The following is a 25,319-nucleotide window of genomic DNA, read 5'->3' on the forward strand; positions in this document are numbered from 1 at the left end:
CCTGTTCGAGCGCGAGCACCTGCCCGAGCCGCGGCCTCCCGGGGCTGGTGCGGCGCCATGATCTCCGAGCGCATGAACTCCATCGTGGCGCCCGCCAACCTCGCCGCGAGCGTGCTGTGGGTGGACGGCGATGCCCTGCACGCCAAGGCGGCGTTGCAGTTGCTGGCCCTGCGTTGCACGGGCTGGCATGTGGTGCACAGCCCCTCTGCGGAGGCCGCCTCGCTGCTGCTGGCGGCGCAGACCTGGGACGCGCTGGTGCTGTGCCTGGACCCGCAGATCCAGGAGCTGCCCAGCCTGCTGGAGCTGTGTGCCGGCCGACCCGTGCTGCTGTGCCTGGACCCGCACCAGGAGGCTCTGGCTGCCCGCGGCTTTCGTGCCGGCCTGGGCGACTATGCATTGCGCGCTGCCGATGGCCGCCACCTTGAAGAGCTGGTGCACCGGCTGACCGCAATGGTCGGCCGGCAGGGCCGTAGCGCCGCTTCGCCGTCGGGCCAGCCCCTGCGCACTGTGGACGCACGCCTCTGGCACGAGGCCCTCACGCTGCTGCAGGACCAGCGCCAGGGCCTGCAGATCGCGCTGGCCAGCATGAGCCAGGGCATCTTCAAGACCGGGCCGGACGGGCGCATCACCATCTACAACCAGCGTGTACTGGAGCTGCTGAACCTGCCCGAGTCGATCATGGCAGCCCGGCCCACCCTGATCGAGCTGACGCAGCTGCAGTCCGAGCGCGGCGATTTCGGCCCCGGCTTCACCCTGGTCGACGACCGGGGGCGCGAATACGTGTCCCACGCCGTGGTGTGGCCCTCGCCCGCGGTGTACTGGCGTACCACGCGCGACGGGCGCACGTTCGAAGTGCGCACCACCGGCCTGTCCGACGGCGGCATCGTGCGCACCTTCACCGATGTGAGCGACTACGTGCGCGTGCAGAACGAGCTGCGCGAGAGCGAGGCGCGCTTTCGCGGCCTGAGCGACCTGTCGTCCGACTGGTACTGGGAGCACGATGCGGACGGCCGCTTCGTGCAGCTGGCGGGTGACCTCAGCGTCAACGGCATCCCCCTGTCGAGTGTGATGGGCCGCACCCGCTGGGAGATCGGTGCGCTGAACATGACCGATGTCGAGTGGGACGCCCACCGCGCGGTGCTCGCGGCGCAGCAGCCGTTTCGGGACCTGGAGCTGCAGCGCCAGCGCCCCGACGGCAGCATGCACTGGATCTCGGTCAGTGGCGTGCCGGTGTTCGACGCAGAGGGCGTGCTGCGCGGCTACCGGGGCGTGGGGCGGGACATCACCGAGCGCAAGGAGGCGGAGCTGCAGATCGAGCGGCTGGCCTTCTTCGACGCGCTCACCGGTCTGCCCAACCGCCGCCTGCTGATGGACCGCCTGCAGCGCGCCACCGTGGCGGCCGGACGCAGCCATGCGCACGGTGCGCTGCTGTTCATCGATCTCGACAATTTCAAGGACCTCAACGACACCCTCGGCCATGACACCGGCGACCAGTTGTTGGTGCGCGTGGCCAGGCGCCTGCTGGAGAGCGTGCGCGAGAGCGACACCGTGGCCCGCTTCGGCGGCGATGAGTTCGTGGTGCTGCTCGACGGCCTGCACACCGACGTGGCGCATGCCAGCAGCGAGGCCGCTGCCATTTCGCAGCAGAAACTGGCCGCGCTCGGCCGGCCCTACGACATGGAGGGCGTCAGCCACCACAGCACGCCCAGCATCGGCATCGCGCTGTTCGGCCAGCGCCCGAGCACGCCGGATGAGCTGCTCAAACACGCCGACCTGGCCATGTACCAGGCCAAGGCGGCGGGGCGCAACACCCAGCGCTTCTTCGATCCGGACATGCAGGCCGCCGTGAGCGCGCGCGCGGCGCTGGAGGCCGACCTGCGCCGCGGCCTGAACCAGCAGGAGTTGCTGCTGTATTGCCAGCCCGTGGTGGATGGAACCGGCAAGCTGCTCGGTGCCGAGGCCCTGGTGCGCTGGAACCACCCGCGCCGGGGGCTGGTGCTGCCGGGCGAGTTCATTGCGCTGGCCGAGCAGACGGGGCTCATCCTGCCGCTGGGCCAGTGGGTGCTGGAGTCTGCCTGCGCACAGCTCGTGCAGTGGTCGCACAGCGCGCTCACGCGGCCCTTCTTCCTGTCGGTCAACGTCAGCGTGCGGCAGTTCCGCCAGCCCGATTTCGTGGCCCAGGTGCTGGGCGTGCTGCAGGCCAGCGGTGCCAACCCCGAGCGCCTGCGCTTCGAGCTGACCGAAAGCCTGCTGCTCACCGACGTGGAGGACAGCATCGCCCGCATGGAGCAGCTGCGCCGCCATGGCGTGGGCTTTTCGATGGACGACTTCGGCACCGGCTACTCGTCCCTGTCCTACCTCAAGCGCCTGCCGCTGGACCAGCTCAAGATCGACCAGAGCTTCGTGCGCGACCTGCAGACCGATCCCAACGATGCCGCCATCGTGCGCACCATCCTGGCCCTGGCGCGCAGCCTGGACCTCTCCGTGGTGGCCGAGGGGGTGGAGACGCCGGGCCAGTTCGAGTTCCTGCAGCGCCATGGCTGCCAGGCCTTCCAGGGTTATCTGTTCGCTCGCCCCATGCCAGCCGAGATGCTGGAGCGCGCGCTGCTTCCTGCGCAATGACAAACGCAGGGCGTACCGAGCGGGCGACAATCGGCGCATGAAGAAACAGGTGCTGGTGGCGGGTGGTGGCATAGGGGGGCTGGCAGCAGCCCTGGGCGCATCGCGTGCCGGATGGGATGTGCGGCTGTACGAGCGCGCCGCCGCCTTCAGCGAAGTGGGGGCGGGCGTGCAACTGGGGCCCAACGTGGTGCGCCGGCTGCAGGCCTGGGGCCTGCAGAAGCCGCTGCAGGCCGTGGCGGCTTTCCCGGCCCGGCTGCAGGTGCGCAGCGCGCTCTCGGGGTGCGCACTGGCCGAGCTGCCGCTGGGCACCACCGCCATCGAGCGCTATGGCGCCGCCTACGCCACCATCCACCGTGCCGACCTGCATGGGCTGCTGCTGGCGGCCGTCACCAAGTACACCGACACCCAGCTGAACCTGGCGCACGCCATCGAAGGTTTTACCGACGGCAGCGCGGCCGTGAACGCCATTCCGGGTGCCGAGACCGCCATCACCGTGCACACCAGCCGGGGCAAGGAGGTGGAGGGCGATGCGCTGGTCGGGGCTGACGGCCTGTGGAGCGGCACGCGCCTGCAGCTGCTGGGCGATGTGCCGCCGCGCGCCACGGGCCACCTGGCCTACCGCGCCCTGGTCCCGCAGGACGCCCTGCCCAATGCCCTGCGCACCCAGCAGATCACCGCCTGGCTGGGCCCGCGCCTGCATGTGGTGCAGTACCCCGTGCGGCGCGGCGAGCTGCAGAACCTGGTGGTCATCATCGAAGGCCGGGCGCCCGAGGACATGCAGGGCTGGGACCATGCCGCCAATGCCGCCGACCTGGAGCAGGCCCTGCAGGGCGCCTGCCCGGCACTTCAGCATGCGGTGTATGGCGTGGCCGCAGCCGGCGGCGGGTGGCGCCTGTGGCCGCTGTGCGACCGCCCGCCAGTGCGCGGCCCCGGCGATATGGCGCAGGGCCTGGTGGCGCTGCTGGGTGACGCCGCCCACCCCATGGTGCCCTACCTGGCCCAGGGCGCAGGCATGGCCATCGAGGACGCGGCCGAACTGCAGCGGGCCCTGTCGATGCACGACCTGGAGGTGCCGCTGCGCCTGACGCGCTATGCCCTGAACCGCTGGCAGCGCAACGCCCGCGTGCAGGCCCGCGCCACGCGCAATGGCCGCATCTTCCACGCCATGGGCCCCGTGCGCTGGGGGCGCGATGCCTCGCTGCGCCTGCTGGGCGCGCGCGTGCTGGACCTGCCCTGGCTCTACCGGGGCGACGGCTCCGTGGCCAGCTCGCTTTAAGAAACCACCAGCGGGCAGTCCGCAAGCACCCGCTCGGCCAGGGTCTGGCGCAGAGCCTGCAGCGCGGCGATGCGGGTGTCGATCTCCAGCAACTTGGCCGACAGCACCTCCGTAATGGCATGCGTTGGGTCGGGTGCATCCCAGATCGCGGGCAGGCGGTCGCCGATTTCGGCCAGTGTGAAGCCCAGTTGCTGCGCGGTGCGGATGTACTGCACCAGCATCAGCACCTCATCGGGGTAGTCGCGGTAGCCATTGGGCAGGCGGCGTGCGCGGATCAAGCCCTGTTGCTCATAGAAGCGCAAGGCCTCGCGGCTCAGTCCGGCGGCGGTGGCGAGTTCTCCGATCAGCATGGGCGCGTCTTTCAAAAAGTGCTTGACCCTGAAGCGTACTTCAAGGTGGAAGCTAGGAGCCTTCTTCACTTAGATCGTTTTGCACCATGCACATCCCTGCCTTTTCCTCGCCGCGCTACCTGACCATCGTGCGCGCCGGCGGCTGGTACGACCTGTTCGTCACCTGGCCCTTCGCGCTGCCGTGGACCTTTGCCTGGCTCTATGGCCTGCTGACTTCGGTGTCCACCACACTGGGCCTGCCCGGTACCCTGCACCCGCTCGATGGCACGCACATGCTGCTGGCCAATCTGCTCGGCTCGGTGGTGGTGGTCTGGTCCATCGCGCGCATTGCGGCACCCGGCATGCTGCTGGGCCGGCTCGATGGGCTTGCGCGCTTGCTGTTTGCCGCCTGGCAAATCTATGCGGTAGCCCATGGCGCCAACGCCATCGTTCTCGGATTCACTGCGTTCGAGTTGCTGTTCGGCGTGCTGCAGTGGTGGCGCGTGGCGGGGCAGGGGGCCGTGTGCCCGCCGCAGATCAATGCGCGGGCGCCGGCAGCAGCCTGAACGACAGCACCCCGGCCGCCAGCAGCGCCGAGATGGTCAGCATCACGGCCACGTACGGATCGACGCCATGCGCAGAGGCCAGCGAGGCCGCCAGCCCCGTGAGCCACTGCATCATTGCCACGCCCAGGAACAGCGCCATGGTGAACACCGCCATGGCGCGCCCGGTCATGGCCGTCGGGTAGGCAGAGCGAACGTCCGCATACTGCAGCACCATGTAGCCCGAGAGCAGGCCCACCGCGATGGGGCCGCCCACGTCCAGCCATTCCTGGTGCAGCAGGCCGATGGCCAGGAACAATCCGGACAGCACCACGGTAAAGCCCATGATCCAGCGCCTGCGGTGTGCCGGCCCTGGGTCCAGCCGCCCGAAGAAGGCAGGGCTGAAGAGGGACACCAGAGACGCAATGACGGCCACGTTGCCGCTGGCCACCAGCGAATAGCCATGCCGCTCGATCAGCAACGGCCCCAGCCACAGCCCGCGCAGGGTCAGGAAGGATGCGTAGGTGGTCAGCGCCAGCAGCATGATGCCCACGGTGTGCGGCAGCAGGAACAGCGCGCCAAAGCCGCGCACGGCGGAGCCTACGGACTCGCGTGGTGCGCCGTCCAGGTGCTGCTGCTTTGCCGGCTCATGCACCTTCCACCAGATTAGCAGCCAGGCAAGCACGGCCAGGCCCGCGAGCACGCCAAAGCCCGTGCGCCACGACGAGTGCTGTACCAGCCAGGCCAGCGGCGTGCCCGTGAAGAGCATGCCCAGGCCGCCCACGCCCATGGCCACGCCCGACACCATGGCGAAGCGGGCCGCGGGAAAGTAGCGTGCGATGAAGACGGTGCACACCAGGAAAGCGGGTGCGCAACCCACGCCGATCAGCACCTGCCCGAGCAGCACGGCGCCATAGCCCGGGGCCAATGCCGACAGCAGCGAGCCCGCAATCGTCAGCGGAAAAGCCGTGAGCAGTGTGCGCCTCACGCCATACAGGTCGATGCCCACCCCCATGAACAACTGCATGCTGCCGAACGCAAACGCAAAGGCCCCCGCAAACGCCCCCAGTGCCTGCGCCGAGAGCCCGAATTCCGCACGCAGCCCGGTGGCAATGATGGCGGTGATGGTGCGAAAGGCCTGGCTCAGCGCAAAGCCCGAGACCAGGGCCAGCAGCATGACCCAGGCGACACGGGGTGCGAGCAAGGGTGGTGGTGGGGACGTGTGGGCGGACTCTGCGGTCTGGGGCGGCAAGGGGGGTCTCCGGGAGGGCGCGCACAGTGCGTCGCCCCTGCCGAGGGTACACGGTGCGCCAGTGATTGGCTGTCCCCCATGCGGAGGGGGTCGCCTTCCGGGGTCAGAGGTCCGTGCGCAGCTTCCAGATCTCGGGGAAGAGCACCACGTCGAGCATCTTGCGCAGGTAGCTCACGCCGCCCGTGCCACCGGTGCCGCGCTTGAAGCCGATCACGCGCTCCACCGTGGTCACATGGCGAAAGCGCCACAGGCGAAAGGCATCTTCGAGGTCGGTGAGTTCCTCGCCCAACTGGTACAGGTCCCAGTGCTTCTCGGGCGCGCGGTACACGGTGAGCCAGGCCTGCTCCACGCCATCGCTCTCGGCGTAAGGCAGGGTCCAGTCGCGCTGGGTATGGCTGGCCGGCACGGCAATGCCGCGGCGTGCCAGCAGGCGCAGGGCTTCGTCATACAGCGATGGAGCCTCGTAGGCGGCCTGCACCTGGGCCAGCAGGTCGGCGCGGTGCTCGTGCGGCTTGAGCATGGCGCGGTTCTTGTTGCCCAGCGAGAACTCGATGCTGCGGTACTGGTAGCTCTGGAAGCCACTGGACTGGCCCAGGTAGGGCCGCATGGCGCTGTACTCGGGCGGCGTCATGGTGGCAAGAACGTCCCAGGCGTGCACCAGCTGCTCCATGATCTTGGAGACGCGGGCCAGCATCTTGAAGGCCATCTGCAGTTCATCCCGGGCGATGTGGCCGATGGCGGCGCGCAGCTCGTGCAGCATGAGCTTCATCCACAGCTCGCTGGTCTGGTGCTGCACGATGAACAGCATCTCGTCGTGCGCGGGCGACAGGGGCTTTTGCGCCGTCAGGATGGCATCGAGCTGCAGGTAGTCGCCATAGCTCATGCTCTTGCTGAAGTCGAGCTGGGCGCGTTCTTCGTGCACGATGGATTCGGGCTTGCCTGTGGCGGGCGCTGCCTCACCGGGCTCCGAAGTGGTGTTGGAGAAGGGGCACATGGCTCAGGTCACCGCGTGGATCTGGTTGAACTCGGGGCGTTGCCACTCGGCCGCGTGGAGCACCTGGCGCAGGTGCTCCACGGCATTCCACACGTCCTCGTAGCCGATGTACAGGGGAGTGAAGCCAAAGCGCAGGATGTCCTTGTGCGGGCCCTGGCCGCCGTCGCCCTTGCGGAAGTCGCCGATCACACCGCGCGCGATCAGCGCCTGCACGATGGCGTAGGCGCCGCTGCCCTGGCCATTGAGGCCCTGGCCCTCGTCGCGCGTCAGGCACACCTGCGAGCCGCGCTGCGCGTGCTCGCGCGGGGTCGCCAGGCCCAGGCCGTGGCCGGCGCAGCGCTCTTGCACCAGGGTGATGAACAGGTCGGTGAGCGCCAGCGACTTGGCGCGCAGCGCGGCCATGCCGCCCAGGGGCTGGGCTGCGTCGAACACGTCCAGCCCGCACTGCAGGGCCGACAGGCTGATGATGGGCTGCGTGCCGCACAGGTAGCGCGTGATGCCGGGGGCCGGTTGGTAGTCGGGGGTGAACTGGAACGGCGCGGCATGGCCCCACCAGCCCGACAGCGGCTGCCAGAAGCGGTTGGCGTGGCGCGGGTGCACCCACGCGAAGGCCGGCGCGCCGGGGCCGCCGTTGAGGTACTTGTAGCCGCAGCCGATGGAGAAATCGGCGCCCGCACCGTTCAGGTCCACCGGCACGGCACCCGCGCTGTGCGCCAGGTCCCACACGGTGAGGATGCCGGCCGCATGCGCTGCCGCCGTGGTGGCCGCCATGTCGTGCATGGCGCCGGTGCGGTAGTTCACGTGCGTGAGCATCAGCACGGCCACGTCGGCGGTCAGCGCGGCGGCGATCTCCTCGGGCTCCACCAGCACCAGCTCCAGCCCGCGCTCCCTGCACAGGCCTTCGGCGATGTACAGGTCGGTCGGAAAGTTGCTGCGCTCGCTGACCACGCGCTTGCGCGCGGGGCTGTCCTCGCGGGCGATGTTGAGCGCGGCGCTCAGCACCTTGTACAGGTTGATGGAGGTGCTGTCGGTGCATACCACCTCGTCTTTGCCGGCACCGATGAAGGGCGCGAGCTGGTTGCCCAGGCGCTGGGGCAGGTCGAACCAGCTGGCGGTGTTCCACGAGCGGATGAGGTCGGTGCCCCATTCGCGCGAGACCACGTCGGCCACGCGGGCCGCGGCGGCCTTGGGCAGCACGCCCAGGGAATTGCCGTCCAGGTAGATCACGCCCTCGGGCAGGCTGAAGTGCCCGCGCAGCGGGGCCAGGGGGTCTTGCGCGTCGAGCGCGCGGCAGTCTTGCAAGGTGGTCATGGGAGTGGCAGGGTGGTTCTCGGAATCAGGTCAGTGCGCGAAGGACGGCGCGTACCGGGGAGGCATCGGCTGTGGTGAGCTTGAGCGGCAGGGCGATCAGCTCGTAGTCGCCTTCGGGCACCTCGTCGAGCACCAGGTTTTCGAGCACGCGCAGGCCGCGCTGGCGGATGACCTGGTGGCTGTCCAGCGTCTTGCTGTCGGCCGGGTCGATGCTGGCGGTGTCGATGCCCACCAGCAGCACCCCCAGGTCGGCCAGGCGCGCGATGGTGGCGGGGGCATAGGCGGCCAGGGCGCCGTCCCAGCGGTCCACCGGCATGTGTTCGTAGGTGCGCACCAGCACGCGCTGGGGCAGGGTGGCATCGACCGCGTGGGCGATGTGCGCCCACTCGATCAGCGGGCCGCGCGCGATGGCGTGGATCACGCGGCAGGGGCCGAGAAAGGGCTCGAGCGACACGTCACCGATGGTGGCGCCATCGGCGTCGTAGTGCAGCGGCGCATCGGCGTGTGCCCCCACGTGGGGCGACAGGGTGATGGCGCTCACGTTCACCGGGCAGCCCGGCCCGATGGTGGCGCACCACTGCTGCGAATAGGCCGTGTCGCCGGGAAACACCGGGCTGCCCGCATGCACGGGTGGCGAGATGTCCCAGAGCTGGCGGGCGGTGGGGGTGTGGCTGGCTTGCATGGGACAAAGTTTGCATGTCCCGCAAAACCCGTGGTGTCGGTTAATTCCAACAGCAGGGGGATTTTTGTTGAAGCCTCAACTACCTGGCCTGTGCTGCCCTGGCGCGGCCTTCAGAAAATGATGCCATCCTGCAGCGGCTGCATGCCGTGGCGCATGCGTGCGCGGTTGCACGCATGGTCGCCGGCCTCGAACTCGCGGCAGGGCGAGGGCCGCCACTCGTAGATGCCGCAGGCCGCCTTGTCGCCCACCTTGCCGGTCAGGGCGGCACAGCGCGCGGGCACATGGTCGGTGCCGCGCATGCGGCAGGTGCTGCCGGTGACCTCGACCGCCAGCCCGTTGGGCACCGTGCCGCCCATGGCCTGCGTCTCCTCCACCGCAAAGTCCACGCGAAAGCTGGCGCAGCAGGCGCCGCACGTCAGGCAGGGGTGGACGGAGTCGGGCATAAAAAGGGCACTCAGGCAGGGCTCGGGAGTGGAATGCTAACGAAAAATCCCACGCCCTGACCGTTCAGCCCGTCGCCGATCTGCACCTGCCCACCCATGCGCCGCGCCGCCTGCCGCACGATGGCCAGCCCCAGGCCCGAGCCATTGGCGGCATGCCCTGTGCCACGGTAGAAGCGCTCGAACACCTTGCCGCGCTCGGCCAGCGCAATGCCGGGGCCATCGTCCTGCACCGACAGGTGCAGCATGCCGGATTCGCTGCGCAGGCCCACGGCCACCGAGCCACCGGCCTGGGCGTAGCGCACAGCGTTGTCGATGAGGTTGTGCGCCACCGATTCCAGTGCCGTTGCGTCGAGCCGCGCCGGCAGGCTGTCGGGTGCGTCCAGCGACAGCTCGATGCGCTGCGCCATGGCACCGGGCGCCGCCTGCGCCAGCGCAGCGCGCAGCCACTGCGCCACGTCCATGTCGCGCGGGGCCGGGCGCTGGGCGTCGTCGAGCGCGGCCAGGTCCAGCAGCTGCTGCGCCAGGTGCGAGGTGCGGGCGATGGCTTGCTCCAGGTGCGCCTGGGCTTCGGTGCGCTCGGCTGCGCTCTCTGATCGCGCCATCACATGGGCTTGCGCGGTGATCACCGCCAGCGGTGTGCGTATCTCGTGGGCGGCGTCCTGCACGAAGGCGCGCTCGCGCTCCACCTTCTGGCGCAGGCGGGCGAGCAGGGCGTCGAGCGACTGCTCCAGCGGCTTGAGCTCGCGGTGCCGGGCATCAAAGCCCACGGGCTGCAGCTCGTCGCTGCCGCGCAGGGCAATGCGCTGGGCCAACTGCTGCAGCGGCCGCAGGCCATTGCGCACGGACAGCCAGACGGGCAGCAGGACGAAGGGGGCTGCCAGCAGCAGGTAGGGCACGAGGGTGCGGCCGTTGTAGTGCAGGTAGTCCGCATCGGCACGCTTGGGCTCCAGGATGCGCAAGGCCCAGCGCGCACCATGGCCGGTATAGATACGGTAAGGCTGGCCCTGCACGGTGGCGTCCGTGAGGGACGAGCCAGCGATGGGGACGGGCGGCGGCAGGTCCATGCCCTGCAGCCCGCTGGCGGCATAGACCAGTTGGCCGGAGGTGCCGTCGCGCAACTCGTGCACCAGGGCGCCGGGCAGCAGGCCGGTCTGGCGGCGGCGCACATTGGTCCAGTGGTCGGTCGAGGCCAGGGCGGCGGCCGCGTGTGACGCATCCGGCAGGTCGGCCAGCGACTCCAGCACGGCGTCGCCGTACTTGAGCATGCCCGGGTCGTAGGTGATGGCCTGCTTGTACTTCAGGTAGTTGTAGCCCAGCAGCACGGCCCACACCAGCACGAAGGCCGCCATGACGGAGGCCACGCTGCGGCGCACCAGCGTGGGCTCTGCCAGCCGCTGCCACAGCGCGCGCAGCCGGTGGGGGTGGTGTTGCCCTGCGCTGCTCATGGCTGCAGCAGGTAGCCCACGCCGCGCACGGTGCGTATCAGCTCCGCGCCGATCTTGCGGCGCAGGTTGGACACATGCACCTCGATGGCGCCAAAGTCCACGGGGTCACCGAGCGGGTCGAGCCGCTGCGCGAGCACGCCCTTGGGTACCACTGCGCCGGGCTCGCGCGCCAGCTCCAGCAGCAACTGGAACTCGCGCGGTGACAGGTCCAGCGGCGCGCCACCGCGCTGCACGGTGTGGCGCCGGGGCTCGATCACCAGGTCACCGAGCGTCCAGCAGTCGCTGGCCTGGCGCGCGCTGCGCCGCAGCACGGCGCGGATGCGCGACATCAGCTCGGCCGTGGCGAAGGGCTTGACCACGAAGTCGTCAGCCCCACCATCAAGCCCGGCCAGCCTGTCCTCCACCGCCGAGCGCGCGGTGATGACGATGATGGGCACCTGCTCGCCCTGGCCGCGCCAGCGCGCCAGCAGATCGAAGCCGCTGCCGTCGGGCAGGGTCAGGTCCAGCAGCACGCAGTCGATGGTGGTGGCGTCCACCGTGGCGGGGGCGTCCACCGCGCGGCGCAGCCACTCGCTGCTCAGCCCCTCCACCTTCAGGGCAGACTGCAGGGCGCGGCCCAGGTCCAAATCGTCCTCGATCAGCAGGATGTGCATCGCGCGATTGTGGCGCCTGCGGGCTTAAGGCCGGCCAAAGGCGAGGGCAGTGGGCTTTGGGCTTTGGCATTGCCACAGCATGGGCTGGACAGAATCCACTGCATGGCACGTACCCACTTCCATGCGCTGCTGGCACTGTCCTGGCTGGCGTGTGCCCCTCTGGGCGGCGCCCCTGCAGGGCCGGCCCTTGCCCCGCTGGCCTGCTCGTCCACGGACCACTGGACCCGGCAGGGCCGCACCGCCCCCTGGCTGCCGCCGCCGGTCCGCGAGCATGGCCCAGGCGCTGGTGCGGTGCCGCCGAGCAGCGCCTTTGGCTGGGCTTAAGCAAAGGCCCAGCACAATCGGTGGCATCCTGAGGAGTCCTGCATGCTGCTGATTCGATCACTGAGTTGTCTGGCCCTGCTGGCGTCCCTGGCGGGCTGCGCCACGGGGCCCACGCACCCGTCACTGGCCGGCGCGCCCCTGCCCGAGCTGATTCCCGTGCGTGACTTCGTGGCCAACCGCCAGGCCACGGGCAGCTACCGCGTCTCGCCCGATGGCAAACACCTGGCCTGGACGGGGACCGAGGGCGTGAGCCCCGCCATCTGGGTGCGCACGCTCGGCAAGGATGATGCCCGTGCGTTCCCGATCCGCGCGCGCTTTTTCCGCTGGACTGCGGACAGCCAGTACCTGGCGGCCGTGGTCGATGGCTCGGGCGACGAGAACACGCATGTGCATGCGGTTGCCGTGCACCGCCAGGGCGCAGCCTGGGTGGACCTCACGCCGTTCGACAAGACCGCGTCCCACCTGCTGCAGACGGTGGAGGGCGGGCCCGACCTGATGGTCACGACCAACCGCCGCGACAAGAAGGTGTTCGACCTGCACCGCGTGGACCCGCGCACCGGTGCCCACACCGTGGTGGCCACCAACCCGGGCAACGTGGCCTCCTGGGGCGTGGACCGGCAGGGGCGCCTGCGCACACGGCTCATCGTGTCGGACACGGCCAGCCAGCTGCAGCGCCCCGGCGCGGCGGCAGACAGTGCCTGGACCTCCATCGCCGAATGGGGCCGCTTCGAGGGCCTGCGCCTGCTGGAGCCCGATGCCAGCGGCCAAGCCATGTGGGCCCTGTCCAACCGCGGGCGCGACAAGGTGGCGCTGGTGCGCATGGACCTGGCCACCGGCGCCGAGACGCTGGTCCATGCCACGCCCGAGGTGGACCTGGACTACGTGCTCATCAGCCGCACCACGCAGCAGCCGCTGATTGCCTATTCCATGCCCGGCTACCCCCGGCGCGAGGTGTTCGATGCCGCGCTGCGCCAGCGCCTGGCCGTGCTGGACAAGGGCCAGAACGCCGAGATCGCCGTGACCAGCAGCGACGACCAGGAGCGCACGCTGACCGTGGCCGTCACCACGGAGCGCAGCACCAGGAGCTACCTGCTGCCCGGCGAAGGGGGAGAGCCAGTGTTCCTGGGCGAAAGCCGCATGGCCCAACTGGCCTCGGCGCTGACCGCCACGGAGCCCGTCTCTTTTGCCAGCCGCGACGGTCTCACCCTGCACGGCTACCTGACCCTGCCCGCCGGCGTGGCCGCGAAGAATCTGCCCATGGTGCTGCTGGTGCACGGCGGCCCCTGGGCGCGCGACCGCTGGGGCGACAGCGCCACCAGCCGCAGCCTGCAGCACTTTCTGGCCAACCGGGGGTATGCCGTGCTGCAGGTCAACTACCGGGGCTCGTCGGGCTATTGCCGCGCCTTCATGGAAAAGGCCATCGGCGAGTTTGCCGGCAAGATGCACGACGACCTGGTCGACGGCGTGCAGTGGGCGGTGCAGACCGGCGTGGCCGACCCGCGGCGCGTGGCCATCTACGGTGCGAGCTACGGCGGCTATGCCGCCCTGGTGGGCGCGACCTTCACGCCCGAGGTATTTGCCTGCGCGGTGGACGTGGTGGGCCTGTCGCACCTGGCGCGCTTCATGGAAACCGTGCCGCCCTACTGGGAGATGGGCATGGTCGGCTGGCGGCGCTACATCGGCGACCCCGCCAAGCCCGAAGACCGGCGCGTGATGGATGCCAAGTCGCCCCTGTTTAAGGTGGGGCCCGCCACCAGCCCCTTGCTCATCATGCACGGCGTGAACGACCCGCGCGTGAAGCTGGAGCAGTCGGAGCTGATGGTGGCTGCCCTGCGCCGCGCCGGGCGGCCGGTGGACTACGTCACCTTCCAGGGCGACGGCCACGGCAACCAGAAGTGGAGCAACAACCTCACCATGTACCGCAAGACCGAGGAGTTCCTGGCCAGTTGCCTGGGCGGGCGCACGGGCGGGTTCGATTACTACCAGCTGGCTTCCTGGGCTTTTTGAAGGAGGATGTATGGATCGACGGAGAATGGCCATGGTTCAGCAGGCCCGGTGCCTGGCCCTGGCCGGCGTGGCTGCTGCCGCCCTGGTGGTCTGCAGTGCGTTGGCCCAACCCGCAGTGCCGGCGCAGGCGGACGGCCAGGCCGCGCCGGTGCTCACGCGGGCGCGGGTCGTCTCTGTCCAGCAGGAGCCGGGAGGGCCGCTGTATGTGCGCCTGAAGCTGCTGCCGCGGGCCAAGCTGCCCTTCACGACCCAGCGCTTCACGGTGGTCGACCGTACGCTGCTGGCCGGTATTGCCGAAGGGGCCTGGGTCAAGTTCACCGCAAAGAGCGTGGACGGCGAGAACACCTTGACGTCCATCCAGGTGGCCGAGGAGTGCAAGCGCTTTCAGCCCTGTGACTGAAGCGCCAGCGCCGGCGCTCCTCACCCGTAGAGCGCGCCGTTTTCCAGGGCGGCCAGGGCGTTGGCGAGGTTGGTGCGGGCCTGGGCTTCATACCGCCCATGGAACCAGTCGGTGCCATAGATGCGCGGCCGCTCCAGAAAACCCCGCAGCACCGCGCTGCGGCCCGCCACATAGCGCGGCCAGCGCACGAAGAAGTATTCGCGCCGCACATTGCGCTCGAACTGGCGGTACACCGCGTCGCTCTGGCCCAGCACGGCCAGGTCGATGTCCACCACCCACTGCGCATCGCCGGTGAGCGGGCCGGGGTTGTGGCGCGTGTCGAGGATGAACTGGTGCACGGCCTGCACCAGTGGGGGCGGCAGAACCTGCGCGGCCAGGAAGCGGCTGGCCCAGTCGGCGCTCTTTTCTTCGTTCAGGCGGCCCCAGGGCCGGTAGACGGCGTCGTGGAACCACAGCGCCAGCGCCACGGCATGGGGCTGCTGCAGCGCGTCGGGCAGGGCGGTCTGCACCGCCTGCAGGTGGCGCAGGCAGGCCCACAGGTGCGTGGTGTCGTGGTAGGCGCGCGGCCACCGCGCCCAGGCCAGCACCAGGCGCCGGCCTTCGCTGCGCCAGGCGGGCGTATCCCGGCCCAGGGCCTGGCCCAGCGATTGCCAGTGCGCCAGCAGTTCGGCGCAATGGGCGGGCTGGCGGCGCCAGGGCATGGTGAAGAGACTCAGGCCACCTTGCCCAGCAGCAGGTACTCCATGAGTGCCTTTTGCGCGTGCATCCTGTTCTGGCTGCGGCACGCAGTCTGCGACTGCTTCACGTCCGCGTTGCGGACATGGGCCTGCGCCGAAACAGTCTGCTGGCGCTGTCGCGCCACCGTGCCGCATTTCATGCGACACGGCCGAGCAAAAGGTACTCCATGAGTGCCTTTTGCGCGTGCATCCTGTTTTCTGCCTCATCCCAGACCACGGACTGCGGCCCGTCGATCACATCGGCTTCCACCTCTTCACCCCGGTGCGCAGGCAGGCAGTGCATGAACAGCGCATCGGGTTTGGCGGCGGCCATCATCTCGGCGTCCACGCACCAGTCGGCGAAGGCCTTCTTGCGCTCTTCATTCTCGGCCTCGTAGCCCATGCTGGTCCACACGTCGGTGGTCACCAGGTCGGCGCCCTTGCAGGCTTCGAGCGGGTCGCTGAAGAACTGGTAGCTGCCGGCAGTGGCACCGGCCAGCTTCTCGTCCACTTCGTAGCCGCGCGGTGTGCTTACATGCACCTTGAAGCCCAGCAGCGCCGCTGCCTGCAGCCAGGTGTTGGCCATGTTGTTGCCGTCGCCCACCCAGGCCACCGTCTTGCCCTGTATCGAGCCGCGGTGCTCGATGAAGGTGAAGATGTCGGCCAGGATCTGGCAGGGGTGGAACTCGTTGGTCAGGCCGTTGATCACGGGCACGCGCGAGTGCGCCGCGAAGCTTTCGATCTTGGTCTGCTCGTAGGTGCGGATCATCACCAGGTCCACCATGCGGCTGATGACCTTGGCGCTGTCCTCGATGGGCTCGGCGCGGCCGAGCTGGCTGTCGCCCGTGGTCAGGTGCACCACGCTGCCGCCCAACTGGTACATGCCGGCCTCGAAACTCACGCGCGTTCGGGTGCTGGCCTTCTCGAAGATCATGGCCAGCGTGCGGTCCACCAGGGGGTGGTGCTTTTCGTAGGCCTTGAACTTCTTCTTGATGAGCGCGGCACGCTCGAACAGGTAGGTGTACTCGTCGGCGCTGAGATCGTTGAACTGCAGGTAATGTTTCATGGCATTGCGGCGCGCTGCATGCGCGCCCAGGGTTTATTCGGCCAGCAGGGCCTTGACCAGCGGGACCAGCTTGGCGACGATCTCGTCGGCCTCGGCGGTGGACAGGATCAGTGCGGGCACCAGGCGAATCACCTTGTCGGCCGTCACGCTCAGCAGCAGGCCAGCTTCGGCCGCCTGGGCCACCAGCACGCCGCAGGGCTTGTCCAGTTCCACGCCAAGCATCAGGCCCTGGCCGCGCACTTCCTTGACCCCGGGCAGGCTGCCCAGTTCGCGCACGAGCGCGGCCTTCAGGTGCTCACCCACGGTGGCTGCATTGTGCAGCAGACCGTCTTCTTCCATGATGCGGATGGTCTCCACGCCGGCGCGCATGGCCAGCGGGTTGCCGCCGAAGGTGGTGCCATGGTTGCCCGGCTGCAGCACGTTGGCGGCCTTGGGGCCGGCCACCACCGCGCCGATGGGCACGCCCGAGCCCAGGCCCTTGGCCAGGGGCATCACGTCCGGCACGATACCGGCCCATTGGTGCGCGAACCACTTGCCGGTGCGGCCCATGCCGCACTGCACTTCGTCGATCATCATCAGCCATCCGCGCTCGTCGCACAGCTTGCGCAGTTGCTGCAGGTACTCGACGCGCATCGGGTTGATGCCGCCTTCGCCCTGGATGGTCTCGAAGAACACGGCCACCACGTTGGGGTTGCCCTCGGTGGCCTGCTTGATGGCCTCGATGTCGTTCAGCGGCACGCGCACGAAGCCTTCCACCAGCGGGCCGAAGCCGTTGTGGATCTTGGGGTTGCCGGTGGCCGACATGGTGGCGATGGAGCGGCCGTGGAAGGCCTTCTCGTAGACCACGATCTCGGGCTTGGCGATGCCCTTGTCCACGCCGTACTTGCGCGCGATCTTCAGGGCCGCCTCGTTGGCTTCCAGGCCCGAGTTGCAGAAGAACACGTTGGTCATGCCCGACAGCTCCACCAGCTTGGCCGCCAGGGTCTCCTGCAGGGGGACGTGGTAGTAGTTGGAGGAATGCATGATCTGGCTGATCTGGTGCTGCAGCGCGGGCACCAGCTGGGGGTGGTTGTGGCCCAGCGTGTTCACGGCGATGCCGCCCAGGCCATCGAGGTATTCCTTGCCGTTCACGTCCCACACGCGGCAGCCTTGACCGCGGGCCAGCGCAATCGGCACGCGGCCATAGGTGTTCATCACGTGGGGCGAGGCGGCCTCAATGAAAGCGGTCATGCAGAAATCTCCTGGCGGTGCGGTGAGAGGGTGGGCTTGTCCACCCCGAAAACGAAGCACGATTCTAGGGGCCATGCGATGACCCGCTGTTGACGATTGCGCATCACTGCAATGCGCGTGGCCGGCGATGCCTTGAGCGCTGGTAGGAAATAGGGAGGTAGCTCTTATATAAGAGTTAGAATGCTACGCTGCAGTGCAGCATGCAGTGATCCTGTGGCTGCCGACTGTCCATTACACTTCGACCCGATGGTTTCCCCCACCTCCAAAGAGATCTTCATCCAAGGCGTCACCCACGACGGGAAAACCTTCCGTCCCAGCGACTGGGCTGAGCGTCTGGCGGGGGTGATGAGCAGTTTTCGCCCCGGGGGCGCGCGGCCGGGCAGCCACCTGAGCTATTCGCCCTGGTGCATTCCCACCACCCTCAATGGCATCAAGTGCGTGGTGGTGCACCGCGACCTGCGCGACCACGAGCCCATGGCCTGGGATTTCGTCGTCAACTTCGCGCGCGACAACAACCTGCAGGTGGCCGAGGCCTGCCTGGTGCCGGATGCTCCTGTGCTGCCCCCTCCCGTCAAGCCCTGAAAGGGCGCCCGCATTGCAAGCATGAAGGCCCCCTCGGGGCTTTTTTTGTGCCTGGACGGGGCATGGCATCTGCCGCATTTGTGCCCCGGAAACGAAAAAACCGCCCAGAGGGCGGTTCGTTCGTTTTTTGCTGGCAGCGCACCCGTTACAAACGGCGAACGGCGCGGGCCGTTCGGGCTGTTTGCCTGAAGAGGGTCAGGCGGCCAGGGCCAGGGCTTTCACCTTGGCAGACAGACGGCTCTTGTCGCGAGCGGCCTTGTTCTTGTGGAAGATGCCCTTGTCGGCCACGGAGTCCACCACGGCTTGCATCTTGGCGAACAGTTCGGACGCCTTGGTCTTGTCACCGGTCAGAACAGCCTTTTCGACGTTCTTCACAGCGGTACGGTATTTGGAACGCAGCGAGGTGTTCGCGGCGTTGAGTTTCGTGTCCTGACGGACGCGCTTGCGGCCCGACGCCAGGCGCGGGTTCTTCTTCTTGGGTTTAGCGGATGCCATTGATGTGTTTCCTTAAGGTCTGAGGATGATGCCAGCAAAGCCCGCGATTATAGCCCAGTCGGCCAACCGGGCCCAGAGGGCGGCATATGAACGCCCGAAACAGGGCTTTTGGTAAGCGGGTGAAACACTGGGCGCCACTTCACGCCCGCCTCGCAGACTTCATCTTCACTTCACGGTCGCCGCCAAGACTGCCTTGTCCATTTCACGCGGAGACTCTCTTGGCCCCCCTTTTGCCCAAATCTCCGGCGGTGGCTGCCGCCGCCGGCCACCCGCCAGCGCATACACTCCCGGCGGTGTCATTGCTCAAAGCCGCTTCCACTGTCTCCCTGCTGACCCTGGCCTCCCGCGTGACGGGCCTGGCGCGCGATCTTCTGATGGCCTCTCTCTTCGGGGCCAATGCCCTGACGGACGCCTTCAACGTCGCCTTCCGCATCCCCAACCTGTTTCGCCGCTTCTTTGCCGAGGGGGCGTTCAGCCAGGCGTTCATCCCCGTGCTGGCCACCAGCAAGGCGCAGCAGGGCGAGGACGCCACGCGCGTGCTCATCGCCAACGTGGCCACGGCCCTCACCTGGGTGCTGCTGTTGACCTGCGTGCTCGGCGTGGTGGGGGCCCCGGTGCTGGTCTGGGCCCTGGCCAGCGGCCTGCGCCAGAGCCCCGAGGCCTACGACGCCGCCGTGCTCATGACGCGCTGGATGTTCCCCTACATCGGCTTCATGTCCCTTGTGGCCCTGTCGGCCGGCGTTCTGAATACCTGGAAGCACTTCACCGTGCCCGCAGCGTCGCCGGTGCTGCTCAACCTGTCCATGATCGGCGCGGCCCTGCTCGGCGCGCCCCAACTGGAGGCGCGCGGCATCGAGCCCATCTACTCCATGGCCGGCGGCGTGCTGCTGGGCGGCGTGCTGCAACTGGCAGTGCAGATTCCGGTGCTGGCACGCATGGGCCTGCTGCCGCGCATCGGCGTGACCTGGCGCGCCATTCGCGCGGCCTGGGCCGACCCGGGCGTGCGCAAGGTGCTGTCGCTCATGGGCCCCATCCTGCTGGGCGTGGGCGTGGCGCAGATCTCGCTGATGATCAATACCCAGATAGCGTCCTACCTGGCGCCGGGCAGCGTCACCTGGCTGTTCTATGCCGACCGGTTGATGGAGTTTCCGACAGCGCTGCTGGGCGTGGCCTTGGGCGTGGTGCTCACCCCGCAGCTCACGGCGGCCAAGGCTGCGGGCGATTCGGACAAGTATTCCGCCATGCTCGACTGGGGCCTGCGCATCGTGGTGCTGCTGGCCGTGCCCTGCGCCGTGGCCCTGCTCACCTTTTCCAAGCCGCTGGTGGCCACGCTGTTCCACTACGGCAAGCTGCAAGATGGCGACGTGGGCCAGATCGCGATGGCCCTGTCGGGCTACGGCGCGGGCCTGCTCGGACTGGTGGCCATCAAGGTGCTGGCGCCGGGCTACTACGCCAGCCAGGACGTGCGCACGCCAGTGAAGATCGCCATTTCGGTGCTGGTCATCACGCAACTGCTCAACGTGGCGCTGGTGTGGTGGCTTCGGATTGGGCACGCCGGCCTGGCCCTGTCCATTGGCCTGGGGGCCCTCATCAACGCGCTGTGGCTGCTCATTGGCCTGCTGCGGCGCGGCAGCTACCAGCCGCTGCCGGGCTGGGGCCGCTTCATCCTGCAGGTGGTGGCTGCAAGTGCCTTGCTGGCCACGCTGCTGGTGTGGTCGTCGTACCATTTCGACTGGCTGGGCCTGCGCGCCGCCAAGTGGCAGCGCATCGGCCTGCTGGCGGCGCTCATGGCGGCATCGGCCGCGCTGTACTTCGGCGCCCTGTGGGCGGCCGGGCTCAAGCTGCGCAAAATGCTGCGGCGCTGAAGCGGCCTGGCCGTGGCAAAGCGAAATAACCCTGTCCCGCGTGACTTTTGCAGCTTGACGCGGCCGGGTCAGAACCTTACAACCTTGCCATGCCACTGAGCCTGACCGTACCGACCTCGCTGGAGTATTTTGCTTCGCTGGTGCAAAGCGACGACCACTTCCCCTTGCTGGAGGCCGCCGCCAGTCTGGCGCAGGACGAGTACCCCGAATTCGACGTCCAGTTGCTGCTGGGCGACGTGGACCAGTTGCTGGCGCGCATCAAGCGCCGCCTCCCGGCCGATGCGCCCGCGTTGCAGCGCCTGCGCACGCTCAACCAGTTCTTCTTTGCCGACATGGGGTTTGCCGGCAACATCAACAACTACTACGACCCCGAGAACAGCTACCTCAACGCCGTGCTGCGCACGCGCCGGGGCATTCCCATCAGCCTGGCCGTGCTGTGGATGGAGCTGGCCCAGGGCTTGGGCCTGCATGCGCGGGGCATCGCCTTCCCGGGGCATTTCATGGTCAAGGTGCTGCTGCCCAAGGGGCAGGTGGTGCTGGACCCGATCTCCGGCCAGTCCCTGAGCCGCGAAGAGCTGGGTGAGCGGCTGGAGCCCTACAAGCGCCGCAACGGCCTGGTGGACGACTACGACGTGCCCCTGGGCCTGTACCTGCAGGCGGCCACGCCGCGCGACATCATCGCGCGCATGCTGCGCAACCTCAAGGAGGTGCACCGCACCCAGCAGGACTGGCAGCGGCTGATCGCGGTGCAGGACCGCCTGATCGTGCTGCAGCCCCAGGCCTGGGGCGAGTGGCGCGATCGCGGGCTCGCGCACGCCGAGCGGGGCAACCTGACCGAGGCCATTTCCGACCTGGAGACCTACCTCCACCATGCGGACGACGGCCTGGACCTGGACCATGTGGCCGACCGGCTGAGCGCCCTGCGCAGCGCCAACGAGTAGGCTGCGAAAGCGCATTCGCGCTTTCCTGGGCGCCAATCAGCCCTGCAGCCGTGCCAGTTCTGCGCGCAGCGCTTCGTTCTCGGCGGTCAGCTCGGCCACGCGCAGGCGCAGGGCCTGCAGCTCGCTGCCTGCATCGGATGCCTCGCTCTCTGGCGCCGCTTCTTCCTTCTCTTGGCGCGGCTTGCGCTGCTTGGCATCGCGCACGCGCTTGGCTGCCTGCTTGAGCTCGTCCTTGCCGCCCTTGGCGGCGGCCACCTGCTCTTCGGCCGGCAGGGTGGCCACGGCGGCGGCGGTGTTCAGCGAGATGGTGCCGGACTTGACGGCCGCCACCAGTTCGGGGGCCGCCTGCTTCTGGATCTTTTCGATCGCCACGACCTGGCTGCTGCTCAGGCGGGCCGCCCGGGCAATGGCCTCGCGGCTGCTCAGGGTCTCGGAGGGCACGTCCGGCTCGGGGGCGGGCGGCGGTGGCGCGGCCACCGGGCCGTCGGACGACCAGGGCAGGTCGGCCTCGTCCACAGGCTCGGGCGGGATGGCGGCGGCACGGCTGCGGCGGGCGGCCACGATTTCGCGCTTGCGCAGGGCCAGCACGCCGCGCTGGAAGTCCGAGACGCTGCGGCGGCCCAGGTGCTGATCGATCATCCACAGGTGCACGTCTTCCATGCTCTGGAAATGCGTGTTCTGCACCGTCTGGAAAGGCAGGCCGTGCTTCTGGCAGATGCCGTAGCGGTTGTGGCCATCCACCAGCACGTCACCCCAGAGCACCAGGGCATCGCGGCAGCCCTCGGCCAGCAGGCTGCGTTCCAGGGCGTCGTGTTCGTCGCGGGTCAGGGGATCGATGTAGGCTTTGAGTTCTTCGTTGACGACGATGTTCATGGTGGCGCGGAATCCGGGGAGCAGCAAGACAAGGGGCGCGATTGTAATGGCCCGCCTGCGGCAGTCGCTGCCCGTCCCTACCGGTCCCGGGTACCCCGCAGGGCGATCCACGCCGCCACTGCGGTGAATACCACGAGGATGCCCACGATGCTCCAGAAGCCGTGGGGGCTGTCCGCCAGTGGAACGCCGCCCACGTTCATGCCCAAGAGGCCGGTCATGATGTTGATGGGCAGGGCCAGCACCGTCACCACGGTCAGCACGAACAGGCTGCGGCTGTTGGCCTCCTGCACGTTGGCCGCCACCTCTTCCTGCAAGAGCTTGATGCGCTCCTGCAGGCCCTGCATGTCGCGCAGCACCACCGAAAATTCTTCGGTCGAGTCGCGCAGCTCCTGCGCGTCCTCGGCGCCCATCCAGGCAGGTGGGTTCTGCAGCAGGCGGAACAGGGCCGCCGGCTCAGGCGCCAGCAGGCGCTGCAGCCGCACCAGCAGCCGGCGCAGCACACCCAGGCGCGCGCGCTTGTGGTCCAGCCGGCCGGCCAGCAACTCGTCCTCGATGCGGTCGATGCGCTGCGTGACGCCGCGCACGATGTCCACCAGCCCCCCGGCCTGGGTGCGCATGAGCTGCTCGAGCAGTGCCACGCTGGAGCGCGGCGATTGCCCGTCGCGCACCGCCGTGCGCAGCGCGTCCACCGAGCGCAGGGGGTGGGCGCGGGCCGTCACCACCAGCTGCGGCGCCACGCTGATCCACAGCGTGGCGATGTCGAAAGGCTCGAAGGCGAAGTCGAAATGCGCGTCGTTGAGCACCGCGATCAGGGTGTCATCGTCGCGCTCGATTCGGGTGGAGTGCGATCCGTCCTTGAGCGCCTCGAAAAAGGCGTCGGGCAGGCCGGCATGGCGCTCCATCCAGCGCACCGCCTGGGTATGGCTCAGGTTGAAGTGCAGCCAGACGAAGGGCTGGGGCTCTGCCTCCTCGGCCGGGTCGGCGGGCGGGTGGCCTTCCAGTGCCTGGGCATCGGCAAGCGACTGCAGCCATTGCGCGGCCTCCACCGAGTCGATGGCCTGTGCAGGGCCGCCGGTGGCGTCCATGCGGTAGCCGCAGATCAGGCCTGCCGCATCGCCCCCGTAGTTCTGGCCGGCAGTGCCGGCGGCAGGTGTGTTCATGGGCAAGGGCGGCGCAACAACGAAGGCATGGTCGAGAATGCTGCCGTTACGACATGACAGCGATGTGACACTTCATGTAGGTGTCATGCATTTGTCACTGGAAGGGCGCATCATGGGAGACCCTATTTGCTCCTTCGAAGCCATGTTCCAAAACTCACCCATCGATGCTCAGGACCTGATGCAGCGCATCGCCAACGACCTGATCGACAGCTACGACGAAGAGCTGGAGCTGGAGATCGAGGACCGCAACGTGGACGATGCCGGTGACCTGGTGCCGACCGACCGGCATGCACGCCAGCAGTATTTCAAGGAGCTGTTTCGCCTGCAGGGCGAGCTCGTGAAGCTGCAGGACTGGGTGCAGCACAGCCGCCAGAAGGTGGTGATCCTGTTCGAGGGGCGCGACGCGGCCGGCAAGGGCGGCGTCATCAAGCGCATCACCCAGCGCCTGAACCCGCGCGTGGCCCGCGTGGCGGCACTGCCCGCGCCGAACGACCGCGAAAGAACACAGTGGTACTTCCAGCGCTATGTGGCTCACCTGCCTGCCGCTGGCGAAATGGTGCTGTTCGACCGCAGCTGGTACAACCGCGCCGGTGTCGAGCGCGTCATGGGCTTTTGTTCCGACGACGAGTATGAAGAGTTCTTTCGCACCGTGCCCGAGTTCGAGAAGATGCTGGTGCGCTCGGGTATCACTCTGGTGAAGTACTGGTTCTCCATTACCGACGAAGAGCAGCACCTGCGCTTCCTGGGCCGTATCCACGACCCGCTCAAGCAGTGGAAGTTGAGTCCCATGGACCTGGAAAGCCGTGTGCGCTGGGAGGCCTACACCAAGGCCAAGGAAACCATGCTCGAACGCACCCACATCCCCGAAGCCCCGTGGTGGGTGGTGCAGGCCGTGGACAAGAAGAAGGCGCGCCTGAACTGCATTGCGCACCTGCTGTCGCAACTGCCCTACCAGGATGTGCCGCACCCGCCCGTGGTGCTGCCCGACCGGGTGCGCAACCCCGAGTACCTGCGCCAGCCGGTGTCCGCAGGCATGTACGTGCCAGAAATCTACTGAGGCGCCACCGGGCTGGAAGGGGCCGCTTGTGGTCCAGGTGGGACCAGGCCCTCGGTCAGTGGCAGTTCACAGCATCCCGGGCCGGCGTACCTGGTCGGCCGAACTGGTGCCAGGCGCGGCGCAACTGCGTGTCCGAGCTGAAGCCGGCCAGCGCCGCCGCCTGTGTCACGTTGTGGCCCGACTGCAGGGCCGCCTCGGCGGCGGCCAGGCGGATGCGGCGCAGGTACTGCAGCGGCGCGATGCCGGCATGCTCCAAGAAAAGTCGGTTCAGGTGCCGTGGCGAGGTGTGCGCCACCTCGGCCATGGCGGTCGCGTTCCAGGGCGCCTGCGGTTGCTGGCCCACGGCGTCCTGCACGCGGTGCAGGGGGCCGTGCAGGTGGTTGCGGTGGTGCAGAAAGGGCGAGAACTCCGGGTCCTGCGGGCCGCGGCGCAAGGCCACCACCATGGTCTGGGCCACCTGGGCGGCAATCGCCGGGCCGCACGTGTCGGCAATGCGGTACAGCACCAGGTCGATGCCGGTGGTGACACCGGCACTGCTGTGCAGCGCGCCGTCGTGTACGAAGACCCGGTTGGACACCACATCGCAGTGCGGGTCGACCATGGCCAGCTCGCCCAGGTGCTGGTGGTGCGTGGTGGCGCGCCGGCCGGTCAGCAGCCCGGCGTGGGCAGCCAGCACCGCGCCCGCGCAGATGGTCACCAGCTCGAGCCGGCCCGTGGCCAGGCGCATGCCGCGCAGCCAGTGCAGCAGGTCGCGGGCCTCGCTGTTGTCTACCGCGATGGCCTTGCCCGGCAGACCCACCAGCACCACCCAGGCCGGCTGGGGCAGGGTGGCGGGCAGGGGCTCCAGCCCGGTCAGCATGGCGCCCACCGATGTCACTGCCTCGGGCGTAGGGCTGGTGAAGTGCTGCACGAAGCGCTCGGGTTGCCCCTGGGCGCGCAGCAACTGGTTGGCGATGCGCAGCGCCTCGGCCGGGCCGGCCCAGTCCAGCACCAGGCTGCCGGGCAGCAGGGCGAAGTAGACGTGGATGGGAGGCGGCGGGCTGTTCATGGCGGG

General features: G+C 68.6%; 26 protein-coding genes. 10 read left to right on the forward strand and 16 right to left on the reverse strand.

What is annotated here, in order from left to right:
- Window positions 1-57 precede the first annotated feature (57 nt).
- Together QYL93_RS19005 and QYL93_RS19010 are read left to right on the forward strand one after the other, a co-directional pair.
- Entirely contained in the window at window positions 58-2,622 is a 2,565-nt protein-coding gene (locus QYL93_RS19005) for an EAL domain-containing protein (protein WP_305745114.1), read from the forward strand.
- Window positions 2,623-2,659: 37 nt separating this feature from the next.
- Entirely contained in the window at window positions 2,660-3,898 is a 1,239-nt protein-coding gene (locus tag QYL93_RS19010; protein ID WP_305745115.1) for an FAD-dependent monooxygenase, read from the forward strand.
- On the opposite strand, the gene QYL93_RS19015 is transcribed toward QYL93_RS19010, so the two are convergent.
- On the reverse strand, window positions 3,895-4,248 hold the full coding sequence (locus tag QYL93_RS19015) for a MerR family DNA-binding protein (RefSeq protein ID WP_305745116.1): 354 nt from the start codon (window positions 4,246-4,248) through the stop codon (window positions 3,895-3,897). The two genes, QYL93_RS19010 and QYL93_RS19015, sit on opposite strands and share 4 nt — an antisense overlap.
- Window positions 4,249-4,334: 86 nt before the next feature.
- On the opposite strand from QYL93_RS19015, the gene QYL93_RS19020 reads away from it, so the two are divergent.
- A complete protein-coding gene (locus QYL93_RS19020) occupies window positions 4,335-4,793 on the forward strand; it encodes a hypothetical protein (protein ID WP_305745117.1) in 459 nt (152 codons plus the stop codon).
- On the opposite strand, the gene QYL93_RS19025 is transcribed toward QYL93_RS19020, so the two are convergent.
- The 7 genes from QYL93_RS19025 to QYL93_RS19055 all read right to left on the reverse strand — a co-directional run bounded on the left by QYL93_RS19025 (window position 4,765) and on the right by QYL93_RS19055 (window position 11,549).
- Window positions 4,765-6,021, reverse strand: a complete 1,257-nt coding sequence (locus QYL93_RS19025; RefSeq protein ID WP_370877003.1) for a nitrate/nitrite transporter — start codon at window positions 6,019-6,021, stop codon at window positions 4,765-4,767. The genes QYL93_RS19020 and QYL93_RS19025 overlap by 29 nt on opposite strands.
- A 103-nt stretch (window positions 6,022-6,124) precedes the next feature.
- The gene (gene kynA / locus QYL93_RS19030) at window positions 6,125-7,015 is read right to left on the reverse strand and encodes a tryptophan 2,3-dioxygenase (protein WP_305745118.1); all 891 of its coding nucleotides are present in this window, start codon (window positions 7,013-7,015) and stop codon (window positions 6,125-6,127) included.
- Window positions 7,016-7,018: 3 nt separating this feature from the next.
- On the reverse strand, window positions 7,019-8,326 hold the full coding sequence (gene kynU, locus QYL93_RS19035; RefSeq protein WP_305745119.1) for a kynureninase: 1,308 nt from the start codon (window positions 8,324-8,326) through the stop codon (window positions 7,019-7,021).
- Between the two features lie 25 nt (window positions 8,327-8,351).
- Entirely contained in the window at window positions 8,352-9,008 is a 657-nt protein-coding gene (kynB, locus tag QYL93_RS19040; RefSeq protein ID WP_305745120.1) for an arylformamidase, read from the reverse strand.
- A 110-nt stretch (window positions 9,009-9,118) separates the two neighbouring features.
- Window positions 9,119-9,451, reverse strand: a complete 333-nt coding sequence (locus QYL93_RS19045) for a YkgJ family cysteine cluster protein (protein ID WP_305745121.1) — start codon at window positions 9,449-9,451, stop codon at window positions 9,119-9,121.
- Window positions 9,452-9,462: 11 nt separating this feature from the next.
- Window positions 9,463-10,896 (reverse strand): HAMP domain-containing sensor histidine kinase, encoded by a 1,434-nt coding sequence (locus QYL93_RS19050; RefSeq protein ID WP_305745122.1) that lies wholly within the window; start codon window positions 10,894-10,896, stop codon window positions 9,463-9,465.
- Window positions 10,893-11,549: a response regulator transcription factor gene (locus QYL93_RS19055; protein ID WP_305745123.1), complete on the reverse strand. Its 657-nt coding sequence runs from the start codon at window positions 11,547-11,549 to the stop codon at window positions 10,893-10,895. The genes QYL93_RS19050 and QYL93_RS19055 overlap by 4 nt, the downstream gene beginning before the upstream one ends.
- 102 nt (window positions 11,550-11,651) lie before the next feature.
- Between QYL93_RS19055 and QYL93_RS19060 the strand changes: the two genes are divergently transcribed.
- Genes QYL93_RS19060 through QYL93_RS19070 form a run of 3 tightly spaced genes read left to right on the forward strand, consistent with a single transcriptional unit; the run spans window position 11,652 to window position 14,280 of the window.
- On the forward strand, window positions 11,652-11,873 hold the full coding sequence (locus QYL93_RS19060; protein WP_305745124.1) for a hypothetical protein: 222 nt from the start codon (window positions 11,652-11,654) through the stop codon (window positions 11,871-11,873).
- 42 nt (window positions 11,874-11,915) lie between these two features.
- Window positions 11,916-13,880, forward strand: coding sequence for a S9 family peptidase (locus QYL93_RS19065; protein WP_305745125.1), 1,965 nt, complete (start codon window positions 11,916-11,918; stop codon window positions 13,878-13,880).
- Between the two features lie 25 nt (window positions 13,881-13,905).
- Window positions 13,906-14,280, forward strand: a complete 375-nt coding sequence (locus QYL93_RS19070) for a copper-binding protein (protein WP_305745126.1) — start codon at window positions 13,906-13,908, stop codon at window positions 14,278-14,280.
- 20 nt (window positions 14,281-14,300) lie between these two features.
- Here the strand turns inward: QYL93_RS19070 and QYL93_RS19075 are convergent, their stop codons facing one another.
- The 4 genes from QYL93_RS19075 to QYL93_RS19090 are packed head-to-tail and all read right to left on the reverse strand — an operon-like array spanning window position 14,301 to window position 17,292.
- The gene (locus QYL93_RS19075) at window positions 14,301-14,981 is read right to left on the reverse strand and encodes a hypothetical protein (protein WP_305745127.1); all 681 of its coding nucleotides are present in this window, start codon (window positions 14,979-14,981) and stop codon (window positions 14,301-14,303) included.
- A gap of 11 nt (window positions 14,982-14,992) precedes the next feature.
- A complete protein-coding gene (locus tag QYL93_RS19080) occupies window positions 14,993-15,157 on the reverse strand; it encodes a hypothetical protein (protein WP_305745128.1) in 165 nt (54 codons plus the stop codon).
- Entirely contained in the window at window positions 15,154-16,062 is a 909-nt protein-coding gene (argF, locus tag QYL93_RS19085) for an ornithine carbamoyltransferase (protein ID WP_305745129.1), read from the reverse strand. Before argF ends, QYL93_RS19080 begins: the two co-directional genes overlap by 4 nt.
- 33 nt (window positions 16,063-16,095) lie before the next feature.
- The gene (locus QYL93_RS19090) at window positions 16,096-17,292 is read right to left on the reverse strand and encodes an aspartate aminotransferase family protein (protein WP_305745130.1); all 1,197 of its coding nucleotides are present in this window, start codon (window positions 17,290-17,292) and stop codon (window positions 16,096-16,098) included.
- Window positions 17,293-17,538: 246 nt separating this feature from the next.
- On the opposite strand from QYL93_RS19090, the gene QYL93_RS19095 reads away from it, so the two are divergent.
- On the forward strand, window positions 17,539-17,874 hold the full coding sequence (locus tag QYL93_RS19095; protein ID WP_057203466.1) for a DUF3579 domain-containing protein: 336 nt from the start codon (window positions 17,539-17,541) through the stop codon (window positions 17,872-17,874).
- A gap of 195 nt (window positions 17,875-18,069) precedes the next feature.
- On the opposite strand, the gene rpsT is transcribed toward QYL93_RS19095, so the two are convergent.
- Window positions 18,070-18,369 carry a 30S ribosomal protein S20 gene (rpsT, locus tag QYL93_RS19100; RefSeq protein ID WP_057203467.1) on the reverse strand — a complete coding sequence of 100 codons (300 nt, stop codon included), beginning with the start codon at window positions 18,367-18,369 and terminating at the stop codon, window positions 18,070-18,072.
- A 293-nt stretch (window positions 18,370-18,662) separates the two neighbouring features.
- On the opposite strand from rpsT, the gene murJ reads away from it, so the two are divergent.
- Together murJ and QYL93_RS19110 are read left to right on the forward strand one after the other, a co-directional pair.
- Window positions 18,663-20,234, forward strand: a complete 1,572-nt coding sequence (gene murJ / locus QYL93_RS19105) for a murein biosynthesis integral membrane protein MurJ (protein WP_305745131.1) — start codon at window positions 18,663-18,665, stop codon at window positions 20,232-20,234.
- A gap of 89 nt (window positions 20,235-20,323) precedes the next feature.
- Complete coding sequence (locus QYL93_RS19110) at window positions 20,324-21,175, forward strand: SirB1 family protein (protein ID WP_305745132.1); 852 nt, start codon at window positions 20,324-20,326, stop codon at window positions 21,173-21,175.
- A gap of 36 nt (window positions 21,176-21,211) precedes the next feature.
- Here QYL93_RS19110 and QYL93_RS19115 read toward each other — a convergent pair whose 3' ends face one another.
- Window positions 21,212-22,048, reverse strand: coding sequence for a plasmid replication/partition related protein (locus QYL93_RS19115; RefSeq protein ID WP_305745133.1), 837 nt, complete (start codon window positions 22,046-22,048; stop codon window positions 21,212-21,214).
- A gap of 77 nt (window positions 22,049-22,125) precedes the next feature.
- Complete coding sequence (locus QYL93_RS19120) at window positions 22,126-23,208, reverse strand: transporter (RefSeq protein ID WP_305745134.1); 1,083 nt, start codon at window positions 23,206-23,208, stop codon at window positions 22,126-22,128.
- Window positions 23,209-23,350: 142 nt separating this feature from the next.
- Here QYL93_RS19120 and ppk2 point away from each other — a divergent pair, with 142 nt between their 5' ends.
- Window positions 23,351-24,265, forward strand: coding sequence for a polyphosphate kinase 2 (gene ppk2, locus QYL93_RS19125; RefSeq protein WP_305745135.1), 915 nt, complete (start codon window positions 23,351-23,353; stop codon window positions 24,263-24,265).
- Between the two features lie 55 nt (window positions 24,266-24,320).
- Here ppk2 and QYL93_RS19130 read toward each other — a convergent pair whose 3' ends face one another.
- On the reverse strand, window positions 24,321-25,313 hold the full coding sequence (locus tag QYL93_RS19130; protein ID WP_305745136.1) for a GlxA family transcriptional regulator: 993 nt from the start codon (window positions 25,311-25,313) through the stop codon (window positions 24,321-24,323).
- Window positions 25,314-25,319 lie beyond the last annotated feature (6 nt).

It is taken from the genome of Acidovorax sp. A1169, from assembly GCF_030704685.1.
GTDB lineage: Bacteria > Pseudomonadota > Gammaproteobacteria > Burkholderiales > Burkholderiaceae_C > Acidovorax.